Consider the following 21,460-nt stretch of genomic DNA (forward strand, 5'->3'; position numbering starts at 1 on the left):
TGTCGACGGCGCTCGAAAACTGGGCGGTTTCGGCGGTCGAAGAGTGAACGGTCTCAGTCTAGGGATTCCTGCTCGGCCTTGATGCTGGGAAGCGTCTCGACGCCGCGGTCGCGGAGCCGGTAGGAGGCGCCTTTGAGGGCGATGACGTCGGCGTGGTGGACGATGCGGTCGATCATCGCGGCGGCGACGATTTGGTCGCCGAAGACGCCGGCCCAGGAGCTGAACGGCAAGTTCGACGTCAGGATGAGGGAGGCGTGCTCGTACCGGGAGGAGACGAGCTGGAAGAAGAGGTTGGCGGCGTCCTGCTCGAAGGGCAGGTAGCCGACCTCGTCGACGATGATCAGGCCGTAGCGGCGCAGCCGGGTGAGCTCGGTCGGCAGGCGGCCGCGGTCGTGGGCCTCGGTCAGGCGGGTGACCCAGTCGGTGGCGGTGGCGAACAGGACCCGGTGTCCTTGCCGGGCGGCGGCGACGCCGAGGGCGGTGGCCAGGTGCGTCTTGCCCGTGCCCGGCGGTCCGAGGAGGACGACGTTGCGGTGCTCGGCCAGGTACGCACCGGAGGCGAGGGCCTGGATCGGGGTGCGGGCGCCGGGTTGGTGGTCGAAGTCGAAGTCCTCAAGGGTCTTGACCGCGCCGAAGCCGGCGGCGCGGATGCGTAGCCGGGCCCCGGAGGCGTTGCGGGCGGCGACCTCGCGTTCCAGGACCGCGGCCAGGTAGTCCTCGTGGGTCCACCCGCTGTCGCGGGCGTGGTCGGCCAGGCGGGCGGCGGACTCGGTGATCCGCGGCGCCTTCAGCGCCGCGGCCAGGTGGGTGATCTGCTTGAGCGACTCGCTCGCGGATGCTGGTTTGCGGCTCATCGCGACTCCAGCTCGCCGGCGTCGATCCCGAACGCCTTATCGTAGTCGGCCAGGTCCCGGACCAGGTCGTCGGCCTCGGGACGGGACCTGGGGTGCTGGTAGTCGCGCCGTAGCGCGGCGGCGGTCGCCACGTGGGCGGGGTCGGTCACGGTCATGCTCCGGGCCCACCGGCGTGGGTGCTCGGCGACCAGCCGGCCGGCCTGGCGGACCCGGATGGTGTCCAGGTCTGCGGCGACGTCGACCCGGGCCCCGATCGCGCGGGGGTCGACGGAGTAGTCGGAGGTGTCGACGCGCACGTAGTAGTCCCGGCCGAGGCGGACGTGGTTGCGCCAGCCCAGGTGCAGCACCGCCGGCGGCAGGGGCAGCATCGCCTCCTTGTCCGCGGCGAGCAGGTCCACCGGACGGGCCTTGATCGTGCGCACCGTCCGGGCGTTAGCAGCGGACAGCCAGTGGGCGAACTGGGCGTTGAAGTCGCTTGGGGACTCGAAGTGGCGCCCGGGCATGAAGGAGGTCTCGAAGAAGCGGTTGCGGCGTTCGACGATGCCCTTGGACTCGGGATCCCGCGGTGGTAGCAGCACCACCTTCGTGGCCAGCATCCCGGCGAACACCGCGACCGGCTCGGTCAGCTTGCCTCGTCCGATGCCGGGCTCGTTGTCCCAGATCAGCCGGCGCGGCACCCGACCCAGCTGATCCAGCAGCTCCCACGTGCCCAGGAGCAGGTCCGGGGTCTTTCGGGTCGGGATCATCCTCCCCAGCGTGAACCGGGAGTACCCGCAGGTCATGACCAGTACCGGAAGCAGGGTACGGGAGCCGTCCTCGAGCAGGATCTTGCGCGGCGGGAACCACAGGTCGCACTGCGCTACGTCCCCGGCCGTCCAGGTCAGCCGGTCGGCCGGGTCGATCGGGCGGTGGTCGACCCTCAGGCGGTTGACGTTGTCGCGGAACCATCGGATCGAGCCGGTCCACCCGACCCGTTCGGCCAGCACCGTCGCGGGCATGTCCGGCGTCTCCTCGAGGAGTTCACGCACCCGCGCCTCATACGGCGTGAACGACGTTGGACCCGCTCTTCTCTCGTACTTCGGTGGCCCGTCCGAGGCGATGGCGTTTATGACCGTCGTCCTCGAGATGCCCAACTTCCTGGCGATCCTGGCCTTCGGCACGCCGTCGGCGGCCAGCCTCCTGATCAGCGCCCAGTCCTCCATGGTGATCACACTCCAATCGTTGGCGGAGTGTTCACTTTTCGAGCGCCGTTACTGTCTAGTTTTCAAGCGCCGCCGACAGGAGTCCCAGATTCGCGCCCCATTGGGGTCGTGGTCGGAGCCGATCATGCAGCGACAAGGCGTGTCCCAGCGCGAAGAGGGACCGTCTTCTCTCTTGAGGACGTAGTGCTGAGGACCAGTAGGCCTTGCTCTCTCTTCTTCCGATACATTGGTGGGCTTGACGATACAGATGTCGAGAGCCGGGTTGGTGCACAACGGGTAGATTTCGCGATCTAGTAACCGGACTTTGGGCATGCCTGGGGGCTGTAGTCACTCATGTCAACGTCGGCTTTTACTGCGAACGGTAAGGTCCCGTCGCGGCCGAGCAGCTGGTGGGGCGCCGCACGGGTCGTCTCGATAGGGTTCGAGAAGGGTGGCAAGTAGACCTCGGTGGGGCCACCAGACATCCGACTCTGCCGCCGGTCGCGGGCGTACATTGCAGAGTCCGGGGCCGGGTGGGCGGATCGTGCAAGGATCGCCGGCGATCCGGTGCAGTCTTCTCTGCATCTCGACATCACCTAGTTGTCAGTCGCGTGTCAGTTTTCTCACGCATCTGTCAGGCGGGGCACGATGGCTGTGTGCATGTGCGCGAGGTCTCCTTGCGGTACTGCGACATCGCCGGTCCCGCGGGTCCTGGTGGCGCTGTTCAGACGGGTCCCGCCACTGATTCGAGCTAGGCGCTGCAGTCACTGAGGTCGATACAGTTACTGCTGTATAGTTCAGCGTGTGCTGACCATTGCTTCTCGTCTCGATGTGATGAACCGGTTGGGTCGGGCGCTGGCCGATCCCACCCGGTCACGACTTCTCCTGGTGCTGCTCGAGCGGCCGGCCTACCCGGCGGAGCTGGCGCGCGATCTGGGCCTGACGCGCTCGAACGTGTCCAACCATCTGACCTGCCTGCGGGACTGCGGCATCGTGGTCGCCGAACTCGAGGGCCGTCGGACGCGTTATGAGATCGCGGATCCGCACCTGGCACGGGCGCTGAACGCACTGGTTGAGGTCACTCTCGCAGTGGACGAGAACGCCCCGTGTCTCGATCCGGCCTGCTCGGTCGCCGGATGCTGCGCCGCCGAGGCTGGCGCATGATCCTGTCCTCGGTCCTGCAGGCGATCGGCCTGTTCATCGCGACCAACATCGACGACATCATCGTGCTCTCGCTGTTCTTCGCCCGCGGCGCGGGACAGCCCGGGACGACCGCCCGGATCGCCGTCGGCCAGTATCTGGGGTTCGCGGGCATCCTTGGCGCGGCAGTGCTCGTCACCCTGGGCGCGGACGCGTTCCTGCCCCCGGCAGTCATCCCGTACTTCGGACTCATCCCGTTGGCTCTGGGTCTATGGGCCGCCTGGCAGGCCTGGCGCGGGGACGGTGACGATGATGACGACGCCAAGGTCGCCGGCAAGAACGTCGCGGTCTGGACCGTCGCCGGAGTCACCTTCGCCAACGGCGGGGACAACATCGGCGTCTACGTCCCGGTCTTCCTCAGCGTGGGACCGGCGGCCGTGGTGGCCTACTGCATCGTCTTCCTCGCGCTGGTCGCGGTCCTGGTCGTGCTGGCCAAGTTCGTGGCCACCCGCCCCCCGATCGCCGAAGTCCTCGAGCGGTGGGAACACATCCTGTTCCCCATCGTCCTGATCGGACTGGGCATCGCCATCCTGGTCGGTGGCGGAGCCTTCGGCCTCTGACCAGGGCCGACGGGGCTACGATCGTGCGCCAGTTACCCAGCCTCCGCGTTCCGAACACTCCTGACGTTCCACGGAAGCCGACGGGGCGCAGTGCGTCGATGAGTTACCTCTGTTGCAACGAGTCGCGGTACGGATGCCCATGGACTCTCACGGCACGTCAACCCTTGGATCAGTTCCGCAGAATCGGCCCCGAGGCGACCAGGCGTGGGATGGCCTTGACGTAGATCACCATGCCGAGGAGCTCGACCATGGTTTGGGTGACGACGACGAGCGGAACCAGGCCCAGGGGCGCCGGCAGGGCCAGCGCCAGCGGGAGTACCACTAGCGAGTTTCGAGTGGCGCCACTGAAGATCACGGCCCTCGTGCTGCCCGAATCGAGCCGTGCGACTCGTGCGCACGCCATCCCGAGGGGAACCATCACCACCAGAAAGGCTACGTAGAGAGGGACGACGGCCAACAGCGCGGTGACCTCTTGCCCAACTGCGTGGATCTGCGATGCGATCACCACAGCCAGTGTCGCCATCATGAACGGGACCATCATCGCCTGCACAACGGTCATCACGGTCTTGCCGGCTGCCTGTTCTCGGGACAACCACTGGGTCAAAGCCGCCAAGGTGAGCGGGACGATGATGAGCCCGATGAGCGCTTCGAGGAAGGGGCCTGGCTCGATGGCCGAGACGAGCTCCGGCCCGACGAAGAGGAGCAGGTAGAAGGGCAGCAACAGCATCTGGGCCAGCATGAGCAGCGGCGCTGTAGCGAGCAGACGCTCACTGGAGCCGCCGGCCAGCCCGGCGAAGACGATCACGTAGTCGATGCACGGGGTCAGCAGCACCAGCAGCACACCCACCAGCAGGGCCGGGCTGTCGGCCACGAACCGCGACAGGGCAAAGACCACGGCGGGAACGATGACGAAGTTGAGGACCAGGATCGTGGCGATGAAGCGCACATCGCGCACGGCCTGACCGATCGCCGAGAACGGGATCCCCAGGAACGTGGCGAACAGCAACAGCCCGAGCACGGGAGTGATGGCATTTTCAAGAGGCCCGGCGGCAGCGGGCAGCGAACCAGCCAAGGATCGCTCCACCTGCGATGGCGAGGAGATACAGGCCAATCTGGTGGCGCTCCATCGCTTGGATCAAGGGGGTCAACGGCACCGTGCCAGCGTAAAGAGGCCCGCGCTGGCGACTCCTACCTGGGGACGGGTCCACGCTCGGCGTGAGCGTTGTTCAGGCGCAGCAGCTGGTGGGGATGGTGGTCCGGAACAGGCCGGCCGCTATGCGGAGGGCTTCGCTCATCGTGAGGTAGGGCGCCCAGGTGTCGGCCAGGTCGTCGACGGTCAGCCCGAACTTGATGGCGTACGTCGCGGCGAGCATGAGCTCTCCGGCGCCGTAAGGTGCGGCGTGCACACCCAGGACCTTGCGGGTCTGGGCGTCGATGACGAGTTTGAGGACCCCCCGAGTGTCCTGGCTGACCAGTGCGCGCGGAATGTCCTGTGCACCCAGGATTCGGCAAGTCGCAGTCGTGGCCGAGCTCGAGGGCGCGGGCTTCGGTCAGTCCGGCGCTGGCCATCTGCGGAGTGGTGAAGGTGACCCCCGGCAGGCCGCGCGGTAGTCCACCGTGGAGGGCTCACCCAGCGCACCGGCCGCGGCAACTCGGCCAGTCTTCGCGGCGACGTAAACGTACTGCGGCGCACCGGAGACATCCCCGGCCGCGTGCACGCGGTGGTTGGTCGTGCGCAGGTTCTCATCCACGTGCGTCGGTGCCGATCCCGGCGGCCTCCAGCCCAAGACCGCTGGTGCTGGCGCGGCGGCCGGTGGCGATCAACAACCGCTGGCCATGGACTTGAACGCCGCTGTCGGTGGTGACGATGACCCCTCCGGCGTGAGGCGCTACTTCCCGCCCGCATTCCTCGAGCACCGTGATGCCCTCCTCCTGGAAGGCGGTGCGGAGCACGTCAGCGACCTCGGGTTCGGCGTAGGGGGGCCACTCGGCCCACGAGGGTGACGTCGACGCCCAGGTGTGCCCACAGCTGGGCCTGCTCCAAGCCGACGTACCCACCACCGAGCACGACCATGGAGGTGGGCAGGTCCTGTTGCTCCATGGCGGTGGTCGAGGTCAGGTCGGCCGGCTACGTAGATTTGGACTTGCAGCGATGATCGGTATTGGTCGATGCTAGCGTCCATGCGGGATGAACGGCAACGAGGCAAGACCGAGGCCCAGGGAGGGCAGCTGTGCTGATGAACCGGATCGAGACGATGCTCGTCGACAGCCCACCCCGGGCGTGGCTGCAGCGTTCGTACGAACTGCCGCTGTTGGAGCGTCTGGGCGCCCGGATCGCCGGCCTGCGCGTGGTCGAGATCGGTTGTGGGCGCGGCGCCGGTGCCGAGCTGCTGCTGCAGCGGTGGGGCGCCGCGCATGTCACAGCGGTGGATCTGGACCCGGTGATGGTCCAGCGTGCCCGGCGGCGCTTGGCGCGGTTCGGGTCGCGGGTCGATGTGCGCGTCGGTGACGCATGCGCGCTGCCGGTCGCCGACGCGGCGGTGGATGCCGTCGTGGACTTCGCGGTGGTCCACCACGTCCCGGTCTGGCGCGAGGCGGTGGCCGAGGCGGTGCGGGTGCTGCGCCCGGGCGGGCAGCTTGTGTTTGAAGAGGTCACCCGCCACGCGTTGCAGCGCTGGTCCTACCGCACGTTCCTCGAGCACCCGAAGGTCGACCGGTTCAGCGCCGAGGAGTTCGTCGAGGCGCTGGGGGAGCTGGGTCTGTCGCTGCCGGTCCCTGCTGTGACACGGTTCTTCGGTGACTTCGTCCTCGGCGTCGCCGTCAAGCCGGCGGCCGCGAGCCCAGGTCCGCTGTGAGCGGCCATGCGATCCTCGGTCTGGCGCTGTTCGTCGTGTGGGCCTTGCTCGCCGGGGGTGGGTCGCATGGCCGTCCAGCGGCGGCGCACCGGTGACAGCGGATTCCGCTTCGCGGCCGCCGCGCGCGGCACCCGGCAGTGGTGGGCCAATCGCATCAGCGGTGCGGGTTCTCTCCTGGTCGGCGTCGCCGCACCGGTCGCAGACCTACTCGGGCTCGACCCGGTGGTGTCACCGCTGAGCTCGCCGGCCCTGCGCACTGCAGCGGCCGTGGTGGCCGCGTCAGGCATCTTCTGCACCTACGCTGCGCAGCTGGCCATGGGCACCGCCTGGCGCATCGGTGTCGACCCGACAGAACGCACCGAGCTGGTCACCTCCGGGCCTTTCGCGTTCGTCCGCAACCCGATCTTCACCACCGCTCTTATCACCTTCACCGGGCTCGCGTTGGCCTCCCCGAACCTTGTTGCCTTGGCGGGCCTGGTCCTGGTCTATGCGGGCATCCAGATGCAGGTCCGCGCCGTCGAGGAGCCGCACCTGCTGGCCACGCACGGGCGGGCCTATGCCGACTATGCCGCCCGCGTGGGGCGGTTCGTCCCCGGGATTGGACGCCTGCGTCCGACTTCTTGAGTTCCAGGTAGCCACGCTTTAGGCCCTGGTGCCCCAGGGACATGACGTCGCTGGAGGCCAGCGATTGCGGGATGGCGTTTCAGGTCGGGTCCGTCTTGGCCACGGGCGTCGGTCACTTGACGGCCATGATCTTGCTGGTAGTGGTCGGAGTCGACGTTCTTGGGGTTGCTGGCGTTCATCAGCCGCATTCACGGTGTAGCGGAAGGCGTCACGTGCTCACCCCCGAGTAGCTGTGCAGGCCGGTGATGAGCAGGTTGACGACGGTGTAGTTCAGGATGATGCAGAGCATGCCGAGGAGTGCCACGTAGGTGGCGTGTCGTTTGGTCCAGCCGCTGGTGGCGCGGGAGTGCAGGTAGGCGGCGTAGACGACCCAGATGATGAAGGTCCAGATTTCCTTAGGGTCCCAGCCCCAGTAGCGGCCCCAGGCCACCTCGGCCCAGATCGCGCCGGTGATGAGGGTGAACGTCCAGAGCGGGAAGGCGAAGATGTGGACCCCGTAGGTCATCGTCTCCAGTTTGTCTCCCTCGGGCAGGCCGGCCAGCCAACCCCGGATGCGGCTTCTCTTCTCGGCTGAGTCGCGGAGCAGGAAGGCGACGCCGAGGGCGGCACCGATGATGAACAGCGCCACGGACAGCGTCGCGAGCGTGACGTGGATGGACAGCCACATCGTGTTGTCCAGGGCGGGCATGAGCTGGGAGGCCTCGGTGTACCAGATCTTGCCCGCGCCAAGGACGGCCATGACTGGCAGCACGACGAAGGGACCGAGCCACAGCCGGTCGCGTTTCAGGCTCCACGTGGAGAAGACGATGAGGGCGAAGGATGCGGCGACGATCGCGAACTCGTACATGTTGCCCAGCGGCCAGCGCTGTACCGACAGGCCACGCAAGATCGTGCCGCCGACGACTCCGAAGGTCGCCAGCCAGGTGAGTTGGACCCCGATGACGCCCCAGCGGCGGGTGACCTCGGCGGGATGACTGACTGTTGGTGGCTCGACTGCGGCGGTGGTCGGCGTGGTCGAGTCCGTCAGTCCAGTGGCACAGTCGTCAACGACTGTGTCTGCTGGCTGCTCACCGTCGGCGCCAACACCCACGCGGACCTTCTCGCGGGCCTTGATTTTATCGTGGCGTTCCCTGGCGACCCCGGTGACGGCCAGGTGCGCCGAGAAGGAGATGAGGGCCAGCGCGAGCACGGCCAGGCTGGCCCAGATGGCGATGTCGCTGGCCAGGGCCAGCTGTGGGTCGGTCATACCGTGTCCTTGTCTCGATGGTGGGTTTCAGGAGTAGTGGTCCGGTCACCCGTGATCCTGGTGATCCGGAGTAGGACGTCGTCGACGATGGTCTGGAGTCCGGGGTCGCTGCCCTTGGACTGGCCACCGATGCTCACTAGTGTCCGCATCGGACCATTGATGGGGTGTTCAGGGTTGATCCGTACGTAGATCCGGCGTCGCTTGATGCCGAGCATCAGGGCCAGGCCGACGGTGGTGGCGATCGCGAAGCCCAGGGCTGGTATCCGGCCCGGGTCGTGCCGCGCCAGCAGCCCGGCCCAGCGGATTATGCCGTCGAACTCCACGGTGGTGCCGTCGGGTAGCTCGAAGTACTCGCCCGGGCGGATCAGCATCGCGACGGGGTTGCCCTCCTCGTCGGTGAGCTGGGTCATCTGGTCGGTGTCGATATTGAAGACCGACTGCGGGCGCCCGTCGGGGAACAGGTTGCCCTCGAAGGCGGTAAGGGCCAGCGCTGGGTCGACCAGGCCGGGGAAGGAGGAGGTCATTCCCAGCTCGGGGTCTATCCGCAGGGTCGGTAGGAAGCCGCCGACCAGGCCGAGGCCGGGGTCTCGCGCGGTGACCTTGATGGCGCCCTCGCTGGCGTAGTTGTTGTCCTGTGGGAGGAAGGTGACCGCGTCGGAGTAGAGGACTTCTCCGTCGGGGTCGCGGATGGTCACGATGGGGGCGTAGCCGTTGCCGAGCAGGAAGATGGAGTCTCCGGCCACGGAGATCGGGTGGTTGACTGCGAACTCCTGTTGCTCCGGTTCCCGGCCGGGGACCTCGACGGTGGCCAACCCGTCGAACCTGCGGGGTTGGCCGAACTGGGCGCCTTCGGCCTGGCTTTCGAAGGCTACGTCGAGTTTGTTGAGTTCCACGGTGAACGTGGGAATGTCTCCCTCATCGGCCAGCGGGCTGAAGTTGAGCGTGTCGAAGGTGCCGGCAGTGGCCGTCCACGACTGCCCCTCCTGGATGATGATCTCCCCGCGCCAGCCGAACAGGTTACCGGCGGCGAAGGCGACGATCACGCCCAGCAGGGCCATGTGGAAGAGCAGGTTACCGGTCTCCTTCAGGTACCCCTTCTCGCCAGTGACCCAGAGATCGCCGTCCTCGGCGTCGCGCAGCCGGTAGCCCTTCGCCTTCAGCGCCTCCCGGGCTGCGGCCAGGGCCTCGCGGCCGTCGGTGGCGACGGTTCCGTCGGCGCGGGCGGGCAGTCGGGTCAGACGCTGTGGTGCCCGCGGCGGCTGGGCTCGGATCGAACGCCAGTGCTGTCGCATCCGCGGGATGATGCAACCGACCAGGCTGATCACCAGCAGCAGATAGATCGAGGCAAACCATGGGGAGGAGAACACATCGAAGAGGAACAACCGGTCCAGCCAGGGCGCGACGTCGGGGTTGTTCTCGAAGAAGGTGCGCACTTGGACCGGGTCTACGGAGCGCTGCGGGAATATTGAGCCGGGGAAGGACGCGGCCGCCAGCAGCAGAAGCAGGTAGATGGCGGTGCGCATGCTGGTCAGCTGCCGCCAGGCCCAACGTGCCCAGCCCAGTACGCCGAGCCGGGGGCCGCCCAAGGTGGTGCGGTCCTTGGGATAGGACGGCTCGATCCGTTCCGGTGTTCGCGTGCTGGCCATGTCAGATCACCGTGGTGAAGTTGCTGGTCAGTCGGGTCTGGACCCACGCCATCGCCTCGGCCCAGACGCCGGCCACCATGAGCAGGCCGAGGAGGACGAGCAGCCCGCCGCCGACCTGTTGGAGGAGGCGGTGGTGGTTGCGCAGCCAGCGGGACCCGCGGCTGACCCACCCCATGCCGGCGGCGACCATCACGAACGGCAGCCCCAGACCGAGGCTGTATGCGGTGCCCAGCACCAGGGCGCGGCCCACCTGGTCGTCCCCCGGGAGGATCGAGGTGCCGAGCGTCTGGATCGCGGCGAGCGCCGGTCCGGTGCAGGCGCTGAATCCCAGGCCAAAGGCGACCCCGAGCAGCGGAGCCCCGGCGATCCCGGCGGCCGGTCGCCATCGCACCGAAACTGATGCTGTCGGCTGCAGCAGCATGACCAGGCCGAGGCCGAGGACGACCGCGCCGGACAGGCGCAGCAGCAGCCCCTGGTGCTGCGCCAGGGCCATGCCCAGGGAGGAGATGACCACGCTCATCGCCATGAAGACGGCCGAGAAACCCATAACGAACAGCAGCGCCCCGACCGTCGGGCGCCACCGCCCCGGCGCGTGAGCGCCCGACATGGGCGACGCCATTCCCGAGAGGTAACCGACATAGCCGGGGACCAGCGGTAGCACGCACGGCGAGGCGAACGAGACGAGACCTGCCAGCGCGGCGATCGCGGCGGCCAGCAGCAGCGGCCCGCTGAGAACGACCTCGCTCACCGGGCGGACTCACTCTTCAGCACGTCCTCGACCAGGCCGCGCAGCGTCGACGCCTCCACGGGTCCGCTGACCCGGGCGGCGAGGCGCCCCTGTCCGTCGAGGACCATCGTGGTCGGCGTCGCGACGGCCAGCCCCTGCAGCTGGGCGCGGGTGCGCCCGCCGTCGTCCTGGAGCGAGGGGTAGGACACGTCGTACTTCTGCTGGAAGGCCAGGGCGCTGGGTACCGAGTCACGGCTGTTGACCCCGATGAACTGCACCGGCTCACCCGCCTCGGCGAACTCGGTGGCCACCTCCTCCAGGTCCGGCGCCTCCTCCACGCACGGCCCGCACCACGACCCCCACACGTTGACCACCACGACCTCGCCCAGGTGGTCCTGCGAGGACCACGCCTCGTCTTCCAGGGTCGTCCCCTCCAGGGTGATGACGGTCTCGCGCTCCTCCGGCGCCAGCACCTGGATGGTGCCGTCACCGGCGACGTATCCCTTCTGGTCGCCCTGACGCATCTGGTCGTTGATCGTCGAGCCCTCGCCACCGCAGCCGGCCAGGACCACTGCTACGGCCGCGAGCAGGGCCAGGAGGTGCCCGCGGGTCACCGGAGCAGCCCGTCGAAGTCGCCGTGTGCCCCGTTTGCGAGCATGCCTCGCGAGCGCACGACCGAGATCGTCTGTCGGCGAGGCCGTCGACCGCTGGCCGGCTCGAGGGGGTCGGGGCGTCCTGCTCGTCCACCGCCTCGCTCCACCCGGGGTCGCCCTATGGTGCCCATGCCGCTTACCTTCCAATCCGCTACCACTCTGCCTGCCGAACGCGATGGTTGAGGGTCGCCACGGTGGTGACGAGCCGGCCACACGGCCGCCCGTGCGACTCTACCCTTTGCTGACAGCAGCGTCACTCGCTACCATCGCCGCATGTCGATTCTAACCCCGCCCGGTGGGTCCCAGCCTGACCCGCCAGGAGCTGGGGGCAACCAGAGGCGCTCCAACCGCCTTGCGGCGCGTGGCCCTCGAGCAGCAGGCGTGTCCGGTTCTGCCCCGGCCGATCCCCGCCAGCGGGTGTCAACGACCCCTGGTGGGCGTCGTGTGGGATGGACAGCAGCGTCCGTGACGAAACTGGCACCGCGTCGCGCCGTCCTGGTGGCCGGTGCCGCGGCGGTGGCGGTGACGGACCTGTTGGTCAAGGCGTGGGCTGAGAGCGCGCTGGAGGCGGGGCTGGCCCTGGGTCCGGTCGACCTCGCGCTGAGTCACAACCCGGGGGTGGCGTTCTCCCTCGGCGCTGACGCGCCGGCCGCACTGGTCGTCGCGCTCACCGGCCTGGTCATCGTCGCGATCGCCGTCGTGGCCTGGCGGGCCGCTCCGACGTGGGACTGTTGGCGGCTCGCCGCAGTGACGGCGATTCTTGGTGGTGGGTGCGGCAACTGGATCGATCGCTCCCTTGACGGTGTGGTGACCGACTATCTGCACAGCGGGTGGTGGCCCACGTTCAACCTGGCTGACACCGCGATCGTCACCGGGGTCGTCTTGCTGGCGCTGCTCGAGCTGCGCTCACCACGGCAGCCGGCCGGGACCGACACCAGTGGCTGACCGCGTGGCCACGTCGCCCGCCTGACCCACCACACACGACCGAAGGCATCACCCTGTGCTCACCTCAGTCCTGCAGGCCTTCGGGCTGTTCATGGCCACCAACATCGACGACATCATCGTGCTGTCACTCTTCTTCGCCCGGGGCGCCGGCTTGCGCGGCACGACCAGGAAGATCGTCGTGGGTCAGTACCTGGGCTTCAGCGGCATACTCGTCGCCTCGGTACTGGTCTCCCTGGGCGCGGTGACCTTCCTGCCCGAGTCGGCGATCGCCTACTTCGGGCTCATCCCGTTGCTGCTCGGCCTGCTGACCGCATGGAAGGTCTGGCGCGGCGACGGAGACGATGACGACCGGGTCGCGGACAAGACGATCAGCGCCCTGACGGTCGCCGGTGTCACCTTCGCCAACGGCGGTGACAACATCGGCGTCTACGTCCCCGTCTTCGTCACCGTCGGCGCCGGCGCGGTCGTGGCCTACTGCGTCGTCTTCCTCGTCCTCGTCATGGTGCTTGTCCTGCTCGCCAAGTTCGTCGCCACCCGTAGGCCCATCGCAGAGGTCCTGGAACGCTGGGAGCACGTCCTGTTCCCTCTGGTCCTGATCGGACTCGGCGTGGCGATCCTCGTCGAAGGTGGCGCCTTCGGCCTGTAGGTAGGGGCGCATCGGTCCCTGCCCTGTCCGAATGGCGTTTGTCGCACCGGGCCAGAGTCTTCTCAGGGTCTGGCTCTACGATCCGCGTCGGGACTTCCCGCATCCTCGGCTAGACTGGCCGATCGTCCGTGTCGCCTGATGAAGGAGTGCCCGTGCGGCGCAACGTGATCCTGTCCCTCCTGCTGATCGCCGTCTTCGTTGCGGTGGTGGCCGTCGCCGTTGGCGTGACCCGCCCGCCGTCCGGCACCGGTGTCGCGGACTCGGCGCGAACGAGCTCGGCCGTGCCGGTCGTGAGGGAGGACAGCCACGTGCTCTCCGACGCCGGTGAGGGCGCGCCGGTGCTGGTGGAGTTCCTGGACTTCGAGTGCGAGGCGTGCCTGGCGGCCTACCCGCTGGTGGAGCAGATCCGCGAGGAGTACGCCGGGGAGCTGACGTTCGTGGTCCGGTACTTCCCGATCCCCAGCCACGCCAACGCGATGAACGCGGCGGTGGCGGTCGAGGCGGCGGCCCAGCAGGGCCGGTTCGAGGACATGTACACGCGGATGTACCAGACGCAGAGCGAATGGGGCGAGCAGCAGGACTCCAAGGCGCCGCTGTTCCGGCAGTTCGCCCAGGACCTCGGGCTGGACATGGCCGCCTACGACGCCGCCGTCGCCGACCCCGCCACCCAGCAGCGCGTGGAGCAGGACCGGCAGGACGGCATGGCACTGGGTGTCCAGGGAACCCCGACCTTCTTCCTGGACGGTGAGCTGCTGCAGCCCACCTCCGAGGGCGACTTCCGCGCCCAGATCGATGCAGCCGTCAACCGCTGAGCCCGCCGCGCTCACCGCTCCTTCCCAGGAGCCCGGCGCGCCGGTCGGGAGGGCCGTGGGGTGGGTCCTGCTCGTGTGCGGCTGGGTCGGTCTGTCGGCGGCGTTCGTGCTGCTGGTGGAGAAGATCCGGCTGGTCGCCGACCCGAGCTACGTGCCCAGCTGCAGCATCAGCCCGCTGCTGAGCTGCGGGTCGGTGATGAGCACCCCCCAGGCGGAGCTGTTCGGGTTCCCCAACCCGATCCTGGGCGTGGCCGGGTTCGCCGCCCTGGTCACCGTCGCCGTCACGATCATCAGCGGCGCCCGGCTGCCGTCCTGGTACTGGATCGGCCTGACCGCGGGTACGGCGCTGGGCACGGTGTTCGTGCACTGGCTCATCTTCCAGAGCGTCCACCGCATCGGTGCGCTGTGCCCGTACTGCATGGTCGTCTGGGTCGTCACCGTGGCCGCGTTCGTCGCGGTACTGGCCCGGTGGTCCCGCGCCGGGGCGCTTCCACGGTGGGTCGGAGACTACGCCGTCACGATCGTCACGACATGGTGCCTGGTGGTCGCGGCTCTGATCGCCGTCCGGTTCTGGGACTACTGGATCACCCTCGCCTAGGACGCTTGCCGCGGCTCAGGCGCCGGGACGGCCGGCATCCGGCTATGATCGGCGCATGACGATGACATCACAGAGCGCACCCGCGCCAGGCGACGGCACCCGAGCTGAAGGGCTCGACGTGGCGGCCGCGCTGTTCCACGGTCTGTCAGACCGGTCACGGTTGGCGATCCTGCAGCACCTGACGCTGGGGGAGCACAAGGTGCGCGACCTCACGGAGCACCTGGGGCTGGCGCAGTCCACGGTCAGTGCGCACCTGGCCTGCCTGCGAGACTGCGGCCTGGTGGTCTCGCGCCCGGAGGGCCGGGCCTCGATGTTCTCGCTGACCAGTGCTCCGGAGCTGCTGGACGTGCTGGACGCGGCGGAGCGCCTGCTCGCGGCGTCGGGGTATGCGGTCGCGCTGTGCCCGAACTACGGCGTCGGGACCGAAGGCAACCCCGCCCCCGAGCAGCTGCGCCCCCACGCCGGGCAGGAGGCGGGGGCGTGAGCGGGCCGCAGACGCCGCAGCGGGAGGTGGCGGTGGACGCGTGCGGATGCGAGGCTCCCGTCGCCCCACCAGCTCGAGCAGGAGAGGTCGAGGAGCCGGCGACCCGGCTGTGGCAGGTGCGGGAGGTGCAGCTGGGTCTGGCCTCCGGTGCGCTGCTGCTGGCCGGGTTCCTCGCCGGGCTCGGGGGATGGGAGACCGTCGAGCTTGTGCTCGCCGCGGCGGCGCTGCTCGTGGGTGGCTCCACGTTCGTGCCGGGTGCGCTGCGCCGTCTGGCGCGCGGCAAGCTCGGCGTGGGTCTGCTGATGACGATCGGCGCGGTCGGGGCGACCCTGCTGGGGCAGGTCGAGGAGGCTGCTGCGCTGGCGTTCCTGTTCTCCCTGAGCGAGGGCCTGGAGGAGTACTCCCTGGCCCGCACCCGGCACGGCCTGCGGGCGCTGTTGGACCTGGTGCCCAAGGAGGCGAGCGTGCTCCGCGACGGCCGGGAGCTCGTGGTGGACCCGGCACAGCTGGTCATCGGCGACGTGATGGTGGTGCGGCCCGGGGAGCGGCTGGCGACCGACGGGACCGTGCGGACCGGTCGAAGCGCCCTGGACACCTCGGCCATCACGGGTGAATCCATGCCGGTGGAGACCGGGCCGGGCAAGGACGTCTTCGCCGGGTCGATCAACGGCACCGGCGCCCTGGAGGTGGAGGTCACCTCCACCGCGCAGGACAACTCGCTGGCCCGGATCGTGCACGTCGTGGAGGCCGAGCAGTCCCGCCGCGGCGCCACCCAGCGACTGGCCGACCGGATCGCCCGCCCGCTGGTGCCCGGCATCCTGGTCGCCGCAGGCCTGACGGCCCTTCTCGGCGCGCTCCTGGGCGACCCGTCGGTGTGGGTGCACCGGGCCCTGGTGATGGTCGTCGCCGCCTCTCCCTGCGCGCTGGCGATCTCGGTGCCGGTCACCAGCGTCGCCTCGATCGGGGCCGCCAGCCGCCGCGGGATCCTGGTCAAGGGCGGCGCCGCCATGGAGACCTTGGGCAGGGTGCGCACCGTCGCCCTGGACAAGACCGGCACCCTGACCCGCAACCGGCCGGCCGTGGTCGACGTCGCCACCGCGCCCGGCCACGACCGAGGCCAGGTGCTGGCCTGGGCCGCCGCGCTGGAGGCCCGCAGCGAGCACCCGCTCGCCGCAGCGATCCTGGCCGCCGCCGACCGGGCGCCTGCCGCGCAGGACGTCGACGCGGTGGTCGGCGCCGGGCTGGTCGGGACCGTGGACGGTGCCCGGGTCCGGCTGGGCAAGCCCGACTGGGTCGACCCGGGCACCCTGTCCGGGGACGTCATCAGTATGCAGCGGGCGGGGGCGACCGCGGTCGTGGTCGAGGTCGACGGTCAACCGGTCGGCGCGATCGCCGTCCGGGACGAGCTGCGGTCCGAGGCGACCGAGGTCATCTCCCGCTTCCACGACCGCCGCTACACCGTGGCCATGCTCACCGGCGACAACCAGGTCACCGCCGCAGCGCTGGCCGCACAGGCCGGCATCGAGCAGGTGCACGCCGACCTGCGCCCGGAGGACAAGTCGAAGGTCGTCACCGGGCTGCGCGCCCACGGCGCGACCGCGATGGTCGGCGACGGCGTCAACGACGCACCCGCGCTGGCGACCGCGGACGTCGGCGTGGCGATGGGCGCCATGGGCACCGACGTGGCGATCGAGACCGCCGACGTGGCCCTGATGGGTGATGACCTGCGGCTGCTGCCGTTGGCGTTCGACCACGCTCGCCGCACCCGGACGATCATGCTGCAGAACGTGGTGCTGTCCCTGGTCCTGATCGCGGTCCTGATCCCGCTGGCCCTCTTCGGCGTCCTCGGCCTGGCAGCCGTGGTGCTGGTCCACGAGCTGGCCGAGGTCCTGGTCATCGCCAACGGCGTCCGCGCCGGACGCGCCAGGCACGTGTCATCACTGACCGCTCCTCAGGCCGACACTGCCCGTCTGGAAGGGGTGACCGCATGAGCGCGGGTCACGACCACGGGAATGCGACCACCCACCGGGGGCGACTGGCGGTCGCCTTCGCGATCACCGCGACCATCCTGGTCGCCGAGGTGATCGGCGCGCTGTGGACCGGGTCGCTGGCCCTGCTCGTCGACGCCGGGCACATGCTCACCGACGCCGCCGGCTTGGCCATGGCACTGGTCGCCGCGTCGCTGGCCCTCCGTCCGCCGACCGCGGCCCGGACGTGGGGCTTCCGGCGCGCGGAGGTCCTCGCCGCCGGCGCGCAGGCCACCGTGCTCCTCGGCGTCGGGATCTACGCCTTCGTCGAGGGTGTCCGGCGGCTCTACGAACCGCACGAGGTCAGCTCCACCGGCCTGCTGCTCTTCGGTGTCGTCGGCCTGGCCGGCAACATCGCCTCCATGCTGGTCCTGAGCTCGGGGCGCACCGCCAACCTCAACATGCGCGCGGCGTTCCTCGAGGTCGTCAACGACGCCCTCGGGTCCGTCGCGGTCATCGTCAGCGCCATCGTGATCGCGACCACCGGGTGGGTCCGCATCGACGCGATCGCCGGCATGGTCATCGCCGCCCTCATCGTCCCACGGGCGATCACCATCCTGCGCGAGGCCGGCCACATCCTGCTGGAGTCCACGCCCAAGGGACTCAACCTGGACGAGGTCCGCGCCCACCTGCTCGCCGTCCCACATGTGCAGGGCGTGCACGACCTGCACGCCTCCACCATCGCCACCGGACTGCCCGTGCTCACCGCCCACGTCGTCCTGGACGAGGAGTGCTTCACCGACGGCCACGCTGCGGAGATGCTCGCCAAGCTGCAGGACTGCGTCGCCGCCCACTTCACCGTCAGCATCGAGCACTCCACCATCCAGCTCGAACCACCCGGCCACGTCGCACGCGAGCACGCCGCGCATGCATAGGCTGGCCCGTCCGGCCCGGACGGGTCTGCGCACCGTCCCGTTGGTGCTCGGTGCCCGGCTGCTGCTCGGTCTGCTGGGCGGTGCCGCCCTGTGGCTGGCGTTCCCGGGGAACGACGTGTGGTGGCTGGCGATCGTCGGGTGCGCTGCGCTCGCGCTGGCCACGGCCGGGGCGTCTTGGTGGGTCGGTGCGCTGTCCGGGTTGCTGTTGGGACTGGCCTGGTTCACGCCGATGTTCACCTGGGCCGGCACCTACGCCGGCGCTCCGGCCTGGCTTGCCATGAGCGTGGCCTCCGCCTTCTACCCGGCCGCCCTCGGCGTGCTGCTGACGCTGCTGCAGCGCACGGGCGCGGTCCGCCCCGTCGTCGGTGCCGCGGCGTGGGTACTGATGGAGTGGGCACGCTCGGTCACCCCGTTCGGCGGCTTTCCCTGGGCACGGCTGGGCTTCAGCCAGGCGGACTCACCGATGCTCGGCGCCGTCAGCCTCCTGGCAGTCCCGGGATTCGGCTTCCTCCTCGCCTTGACCGGTGGTCTGCTCGCCGTGGCCGTGCAGCGGTTCCTCGCACCTGGGCGCACGCACCTGGGCAGGGCCACCGGAGCGCTGGTTGCTGCCGCTGTCCTGGTGGTCGGGCCGGTGCTGGTTCCCCGCCCGACCGGGGGAGAGCCGGTGCGCGTGGCCGCGCTCCAGGGAGACATCCCCGAGGGGTACACCCGGACCCTGACCGCCGAGCCGGGGACGATGCTCAACCGGTATGCCGACCGCACCCACGAGCTAGCGGCCCGTGTCGACGCCGGCCAGGCTGCGGCTCCGGACCTGGTCGTGTGGCCCGAGGGCGCCACCGACCTGGACCCGCTGGACCCGCGGGTCGGCCAGGCGGCCACCGACCAGATCATGGCGGCAGTGGAAGCCGTCGGCGCCCCGCTGGTGCTCGGTGGCCTGTCCCGACAGGGCGGTGCCGGGCCACCCGCCAACATGGTGTTCAGCTACCTGCCCGGGCTAGGGCTCGACCAGACGTACAGCAAGATCTATCTGGCGCCCTTCGGTGAGGTCATGCCGCTGCGCCCGCTCCTGAGGCACCTCAGCCCGTGGGTGGACCGGATCGTCGACCTCAGCGCCGGCGACCGCCCCGGCGTGGTGCCGGTGCCGCTTGCCGACGGCCGGCCCGTGGACCTGGGACTGGCCATCTGCTTCGAGATCGTCGTGGACCGGGCAGTGCGCGACCTCGTCACCGGCGGCGCGCAGCTGCTCGTGGTCCCCACCAGCAACGCCTGGTTCGGCGACGGAGACCAGTCCGCGCAGCATCTGGCCATCTCCCGGGTCCGGGCGGTCGAGTACGGCCGCTCCGTCGCGCACGTCAGCAACGTCGGTGTCTCCGGACTCATCACCCCGGACGGAGTCGTTCACCAACGCAGCGACCCGTACACCCAGGCGACCCTGCTGGGGCAGCTGCCGGTGCGCACCGAGCAGACCCTCGCCGTCCACACCGGCCCCTGGGTCGTACCCGCCGCCGCCCTCGTCGTCGCCGTTGGGCTCTTCTGGCAACCACGGCGACGGCTGCCTCGCCGTGGATCACCCGGGGCCCACACAGGCGCCTGATCCAAGGTGGGGGCCATCACGCCAGGGGCGGCTTATCCGTGGCGTACGGCAGAGAGTCCGACCCCGACGGCCACGCTCGCCGCGAGGAAGAGCGTGAAGAAGCGATACAGGCCCACGGCTGCTCCCCCGCCACGCACCGCGGTCGCGAAGATCACGAGGGCCGCCAGCAGCACCAGCCCCCCAACGGCGACCACCACGGGGATCCCGGGCATACCACCGACAAGAACGATGCCGCTACCGAGGTTCCACGCCATGACCTCGGACCAGACTCGCCACGACGCCAGGTCCGACCCGCCCACGAACGCCTGACCGCCAGCAAGGACGATCTGGCCGACCCCGACCACTAGCACGAGGTAGGCAGCTGCCCATGACCCCATGGGCAGCGCCAGAGGCCCTGTGACGGCAGCGAGCAACCCACCCAGCACGACCCCCACGGACCCGAGGACCAGGAAGGGTCGATAGCTGGTCCAGACCTGCCGGTCCACCACGAACTCGGCTGGCTCAGCACGGGACATGCGATACCTCTCCGAAGACTGCAACGACCCGGTCCCCGCGACTCCGCGGCCCCGTGAAGCGCCCCAGGTTCTGTGCCGCTCCTATACGGGTTGCGGCTCTCGGTTGAGGGTCGCGTAGTGGGCGTTCTCGTACTCCACTGGGGACATCATGCCAAGGCTGCCGTGGAGGCGTCGCTGGTTGTACCAGTCGACCCAGGCAGCGGTGGCGTACTCGACGTCCGCGATGGTCTTGTAGGGCCCGTCGCAGAAGACGGTGGTGCGGATGCACTCGGTCTTGTACAGGCCGATGGCGCTCTCCATCAAGGCGTTGTCGAACGCATCACCGACCGAGCCGATGGAGGGTCGCAGGCCTTCCAGGGCCAGGTGCTCGGTGAATCGCAGCGAGGTGTACTGCGACCCGGCGTCCGCGTGGCAGATCAGGCCGGGTGCGACGGGGTGCCCGTCGTGGTCACGCTGCCAGATCGCCATCCGCAGCGGGGTCATCACCAGGTCGACCTCCTTGGTCGTGGCAGCGTGCCAGGCCACGATCCGCTGGGCGAAGACGTCCAGGACGAACGCGACGTACACCCACCCGGTCCAGGCCCGGACGTAGGTGAAGTCCATCACCCAGGTCTGGTTCGGGCAGGTGGCGGTGAAGTCGCGATCCAACAGGTCGCCAGCGCGCCGCCCGTCCTTGGTGGGGATCGTGGTCCGGATGCCCTTGTCGCGGCGGAGGCCGGACAGGCCCAGGGCGCGCATCGCCCGGTCGACCGCCCCGGCCGAGGCGTCGGGCAGGCCGCTGCGGCGGACCAGCGCGGTCATCTTGCGTCGCCCGTACAGCCCTTCCGGGGCTAGCTGACGGGCGCCGGTGCGGGTGTTGGTGGTCCAGGCCAGGTCGCGCACCAGGTCCATCACCAGAGCATCGGTGTGCGTGCGGGCCGAGGGCTGGCGGGAGTTGTTCTTCCAGGCCCGGTAGGTGCGCGCGGCGACCTGCAGGCCCTGCTCGCGCAGGACCCGGCAGATCGACTCGACCGCGTGCCCCTGGGCGCGCTGGGCGTCGATGAACGCCATGATCATCGGTTCCGGGGGTCGAGCTCCCCCACGAAGAAACTCGTGGCCGCCTTCAGGATGGCCACGTCCTCACGCAGCCGCCGGTTCTCGGCCTTCAGCTTCTTGATCTCCGCCTGCTCGGCCGTGGTGGTCCCTGGCCGGTCGCCGGCATCGATCTCGGCCTGGGCGACCCACCGCCGCAACGATTCCTTGCCCACTCCTTCCTGCCGGGAGACCGCCAGCACGGCCGCGGTCATCGTCGGGTACTCGTTGCGGTGCTCCAGCACCAACCGCACAGCCCGAGCCTTCAGCTCGGGATCGATCTTCTTCGGCATGACATGCATCCTTCCGGACTCGAAAGGAAGCGGCATCAAACCTGGGGCGCTTCA

The 21,460-nt window shown here is 69.4% G+C and carries 24 protein-coding genes and 1 other annotated feature; of the genes, 12 read left to right on the forward strand and 12 right to left on the reverse strand.

The window, feature by feature from the left end; all coding sequences use genetic code 11:
* Positions 1–53: 53 nt before the first annotated feature.
* Positions 54–854 carry an IS21-like element helper ATPase IstB gene (istB, locus tag ACTMMA_RS17505; protein ID WP_441190556.1) on the reverse strand — a complete coding sequence of 267 codons (801 nt, stop codon included), beginning with the start codon at positions 852–854 and terminating at the stop codon, positions 54–56.
* Complete coding sequence (gene istA / locus ACTMMA_RS17510; RefSeq protein WP_441190557.1) at positions 851–2,065, reverse strand: IS21 family transposase; 1,215 nt, start codon at positions 2,063–2,065, stop codon at positions 851–853. The genes istB and istA overlap by 4 nt, the downstream gene beginning before the upstream one ends.
* A 774-nt stretch (positions 2,066–2,839) precedes the next feature.
* Here istA and cmtR point away from each other — a divergent pair.
* Entirely contained in the window at positions 2,840–3,199 is a 360-nt protein-coding gene (gene cmtR, locus ACTMMA_RS17515) for a Cd(II)/Pb(II)-sensing metalloregulatory transcriptional regulator CmtR (protein WP_441191384.1), read from the forward strand.
* The gene (locus ACTMMA_RS17520; RefSeq protein ID WP_441191385.1) at positions 3,196–3,795 is read left to right on the forward strand and encodes a cadmium resistance transporter; all 600 of its coding nucleotides are present in this window, start codon (positions 3,196–3,198) and stop codon (positions 3,793–3,795) included. The genes cmtR and ACTMMA_RS17520 overlap by 4 nt, the downstream gene beginning before the upstream one ends.
* Positions 3,796–3,964: 169 nt before the next feature.
* Here ACTMMA_RS17520 and ACTMMA_RS17525 read toward each other — a convergent pair whose 3' ends face one another.
* The 4 genes from ACTMMA_RS17525 to ACTMMA_RS17540 form a co-directional block, all read right to left on the reverse strand.
* A complete protein-coding gene (locus ACTMMA_RS17525; RefSeq protein ID WP_006593172.1) occupies positions 3,965–4,867 on the reverse strand; it encodes an arsenic resistance protein in 903 nt (300 codons plus the stop codon).
* 154 nt (positions 4,868–5,021) lie between these two features.
* Positions 5,022–5,300, reverse strand: a complete 279-nt coding sequence (locus tag ACTMMA_RS17530) for an oxidoreductase dimerization domain-containing protein (protein ID WP_337459779.1) — start codon at positions 5,298–5,300, stop codon at positions 5,022–5,024.
* A gap of 238 nt (positions 5,301–5,538) precedes the next feature.
* Complete coding sequence (locus ACTMMA_RS17535; protein WP_006593170.1) at positions 5,539–5,748, reverse strand: hypothetical protein; 210 nt, start codon at positions 5,746–5,748, stop codon at positions 5,539–5,541.
* Between the two features lies 1 nt (position 5,749).
* Positions 5,750–5,896, reverse strand: a complete 147-nt coding sequence (locus ACTMMA_RS17540; RefSeq protein ID WP_246308461.1) for an NAD-binding protein — start codon at positions 5,894–5,896, stop codon at positions 5,750–5,752.
* Positions 5,897–6,050: 154 nt separating this feature from the next.
* On the opposite strand from ACTMMA_RS17540, the gene ACTMMA_RS17545 reads away from it, so the two are divergent.
* Positions 6,051–6,650 carry a class I SAM-dependent methyltransferase gene (locus tag ACTMMA_RS17545; protein WP_441191386.1) on the forward strand — a complete coding sequence of 200 codons (600 nt, stop codon included), beginning with the start codon at positions 6,051–6,053 and terminating at the stop codon, positions 6,648–6,650.
* Positions 6,651–6,716: 66 nt separating this feature from the next.
* Positions 6,717–7,274 carry a methyltransferase family protein gene (locus tag ACTMMA_RS17550; RefSeq protein WP_006593168.1) on the forward strand — a complete coding sequence of 186 codons (558 nt, stop codon included), beginning with the start codon at positions 6,717–6,719 and terminating at the stop codon, positions 7,272–7,274.
* Between the two features lie 208 nt (positions 7,275–7,482).
* Here the strand turns inward: ACTMMA_RS17550 and ccsB are convergent, their stop codons facing one another.
* Genes ccsB through ACTMMA_RS17570 form a run of 4 tightly spaced genes read right to left on the reverse strand, consistent with a single transcriptional unit; the run spans position 7,483 to position 11,507 of the window.
* On the reverse strand, positions 7,483–8,520 hold the full coding sequence (gene ccsB, locus ACTMMA_RS17555; RefSeq protein ID WP_441191387.1) for a c-type cytochrome biogenesis protein CcsB: 1,038 nt from the start codon (positions 8,518–8,520) through the stop codon (positions 7,483–7,485).
* Positions 8,517–10,166 (reverse strand): cytochrome c biogenesis protein ResB, encoded by a 1,650-nt coding sequence (resB, locus tag ACTMMA_RS17560; protein ID WP_441191388.1) that lies wholly within the window; start codon positions 10,164–10,166, stop codon positions 8,517–8,519. The genes ccsB and resB overlap by 4 nt, the downstream gene beginning before the upstream one ends.
* Position 10,167: 1 nt before the next feature.
* The gene (locus ACTMMA_RS17565) at positions 10,168–10,914 is read right to left on the reverse strand and encodes a cytochrome c biogenesis CcdA family protein (RefSeq protein ID WP_441191389.1); all 747 of its coding nucleotides are present in this window, start codon (positions 10,912–10,914) and stop codon (positions 10,168–10,170) included.
* Positions 10,911–11,507: a TlpA family protein disulfide reductase gene (locus tag ACTMMA_RS17570; protein ID WP_006593164.1), complete on the reverse strand. Its 597-nt coding sequence runs from the start codon at positions 11,505–11,507 to the stop codon at positions 10,911–10,913. Before ACTMMA_RS17570 ends, ACTMMA_RS17565 begins: the two co-directional genes overlap by 4 nt.
* Positions 11,508–12,011: 504 nt before the next feature.
* Between ACTMMA_RS17570 and ACTMMA_RS17575 the strand changes: the two genes are divergently transcribed.
* The 8 genes from ACTMMA_RS17575 (at position 12,012) to lnt (ending at position 19,527) form a co-directional block, all read left to right on the forward strand.
* A complete protein-coding gene (locus ACTMMA_RS17575) occupies positions 12,012–12,491 on the forward strand; it encodes a signal peptidase II (protein WP_441191390.1) in 480 nt (159 codons plus the stop codon).
* 91 nt (positions 12,492–12,582) lie between these two features.
* The gene (locus ACTMMA_RS17580) at positions 12,583–13,137 is read left to right on the forward strand and encodes a cadmium resistance transporter (protein ID WP_441191395.1); all 555 of its coding nucleotides are present in this window, start codon (positions 12,583–12,585) and stop codon (positions 13,135–13,137) included.
* Between the two features lie 152 nt (positions 13,138–13,289).
* Positions 13,290–13,949, forward strand: a complete 660-nt coding sequence (locus ACTMMA_RS17585; RefSeq protein ID WP_006593161.1) for a DsbA family protein — start codon at positions 13,290–13,292, stop codon at positions 13,947–13,949.
* Positions 13,930–14,547 carry a vitamin K epoxide reductase family protein gene (locus tag ACTMMA_RS17590; RefSeq protein ID WP_006593160.1) on the forward strand — a complete coding sequence of 206 codons (618 nt, stop codon included), beginning with the start codon at positions 13,930–13,932 and terminating at the stop codon, positions 14,545–14,547. Before ACTMMA_RS17585 ends, ACTMMA_RS17590 begins: the two co-directional genes overlap by 20 nt.
* Positions 14,548–14,602: 55 nt before the next feature.
* A complete protein-coding gene (locus ACTMMA_RS17595; protein ID WP_441191391.1) occupies positions 14,603–15,031 on the forward strand; it encodes an ArsR/SmtB family transcription factor in 429 nt (142 codons plus the stop codon).
* Entirely contained in the window at positions 15,028–17,022 is a 1,995-nt protein-coding gene (locus ACTMMA_RS17600) for a heavy metal translocating P-type ATPase (RefSeq protein ID WP_441191392.1), read from the forward strand. Before ACTMMA_RS17595 ends, ACTMMA_RS17600 begins: the two co-directional genes overlap by 4 nt.
* The gene (locus tag ACTMMA_RS17605) at positions 17,019–17,933 is read left to right on the forward strand and encodes a cation diffusion facilitator family transporter (RefSeq protein ID WP_441191393.1); all 915 of its coding nucleotides are present in this window, start codon (positions 17,019–17,021) and stop codon (positions 17,931–17,933) included. Before ACTMMA_RS17600 ends, ACTMMA_RS17605 begins: the two co-directional genes overlap by 4 nt.
* On the forward strand, positions 17,926–19,527 hold the full coding sequence (gene lnt, locus ACTMMA_RS17610) for an apolipoprotein N-acyltransferase (protein WP_441191394.1): 1,602 nt from the start codon (positions 17,926–17,928) through the stop codon (positions 19,525–19,527). Before ACTMMA_RS17605 ends, lnt begins: the two co-directional genes overlap by 8 nt.
* Positions 19,528–19,559: 32 nt before the next feature.
* On the opposite strand, the gene ACTMMA_RS17615 is transcribed toward lnt, so the two are convergent.
* On the reverse strand, positions 19,560–20,042 hold the full coding sequence (locus tag ACTMMA_RS17615) for a hypothetical protein (RefSeq protein ID WP_144856759.1): 483 nt from the start codon (positions 20,040–20,042) through the stop codon (positions 19,560–19,562).
* An 81-nt stretch (positions 20,043–20,123) separates the two neighbouring features.
* Positions 20,124–21,406, reverse strand: a protein-coding gene (locus ACTMMA_RS17620) for an IS3 family transposase (protein ID WP_441189664.1) whose coding sequence is annotated in 2 segments (ribosomal slippage) — positions 20,124–21,133 and positions 21,133–21,406 — 1,284 coding nt in all. Because the reading frame shifts where the segments join, the coding sequence is not laid out codon by codon here.
* Positions 21,003–21,137: a sequence feature (AL1L pseudoknot), on the reverse strand. (Overlaps the previous gene by 135 nt.)
* Positions 21,407–21,460 lie beyond the last annotated feature (54 nt).

It is taken from the genome of Ornithinimicrobium panacihumi, from assembly GCF_052073805.1.
Taxonomy (GTDB): Bacteria; Actinomycetota; Actinomycetes; order Actinomycetales; family Dermatophilaceae; genus Ornithinicoccus; species Ornithinicoccus panacihumi.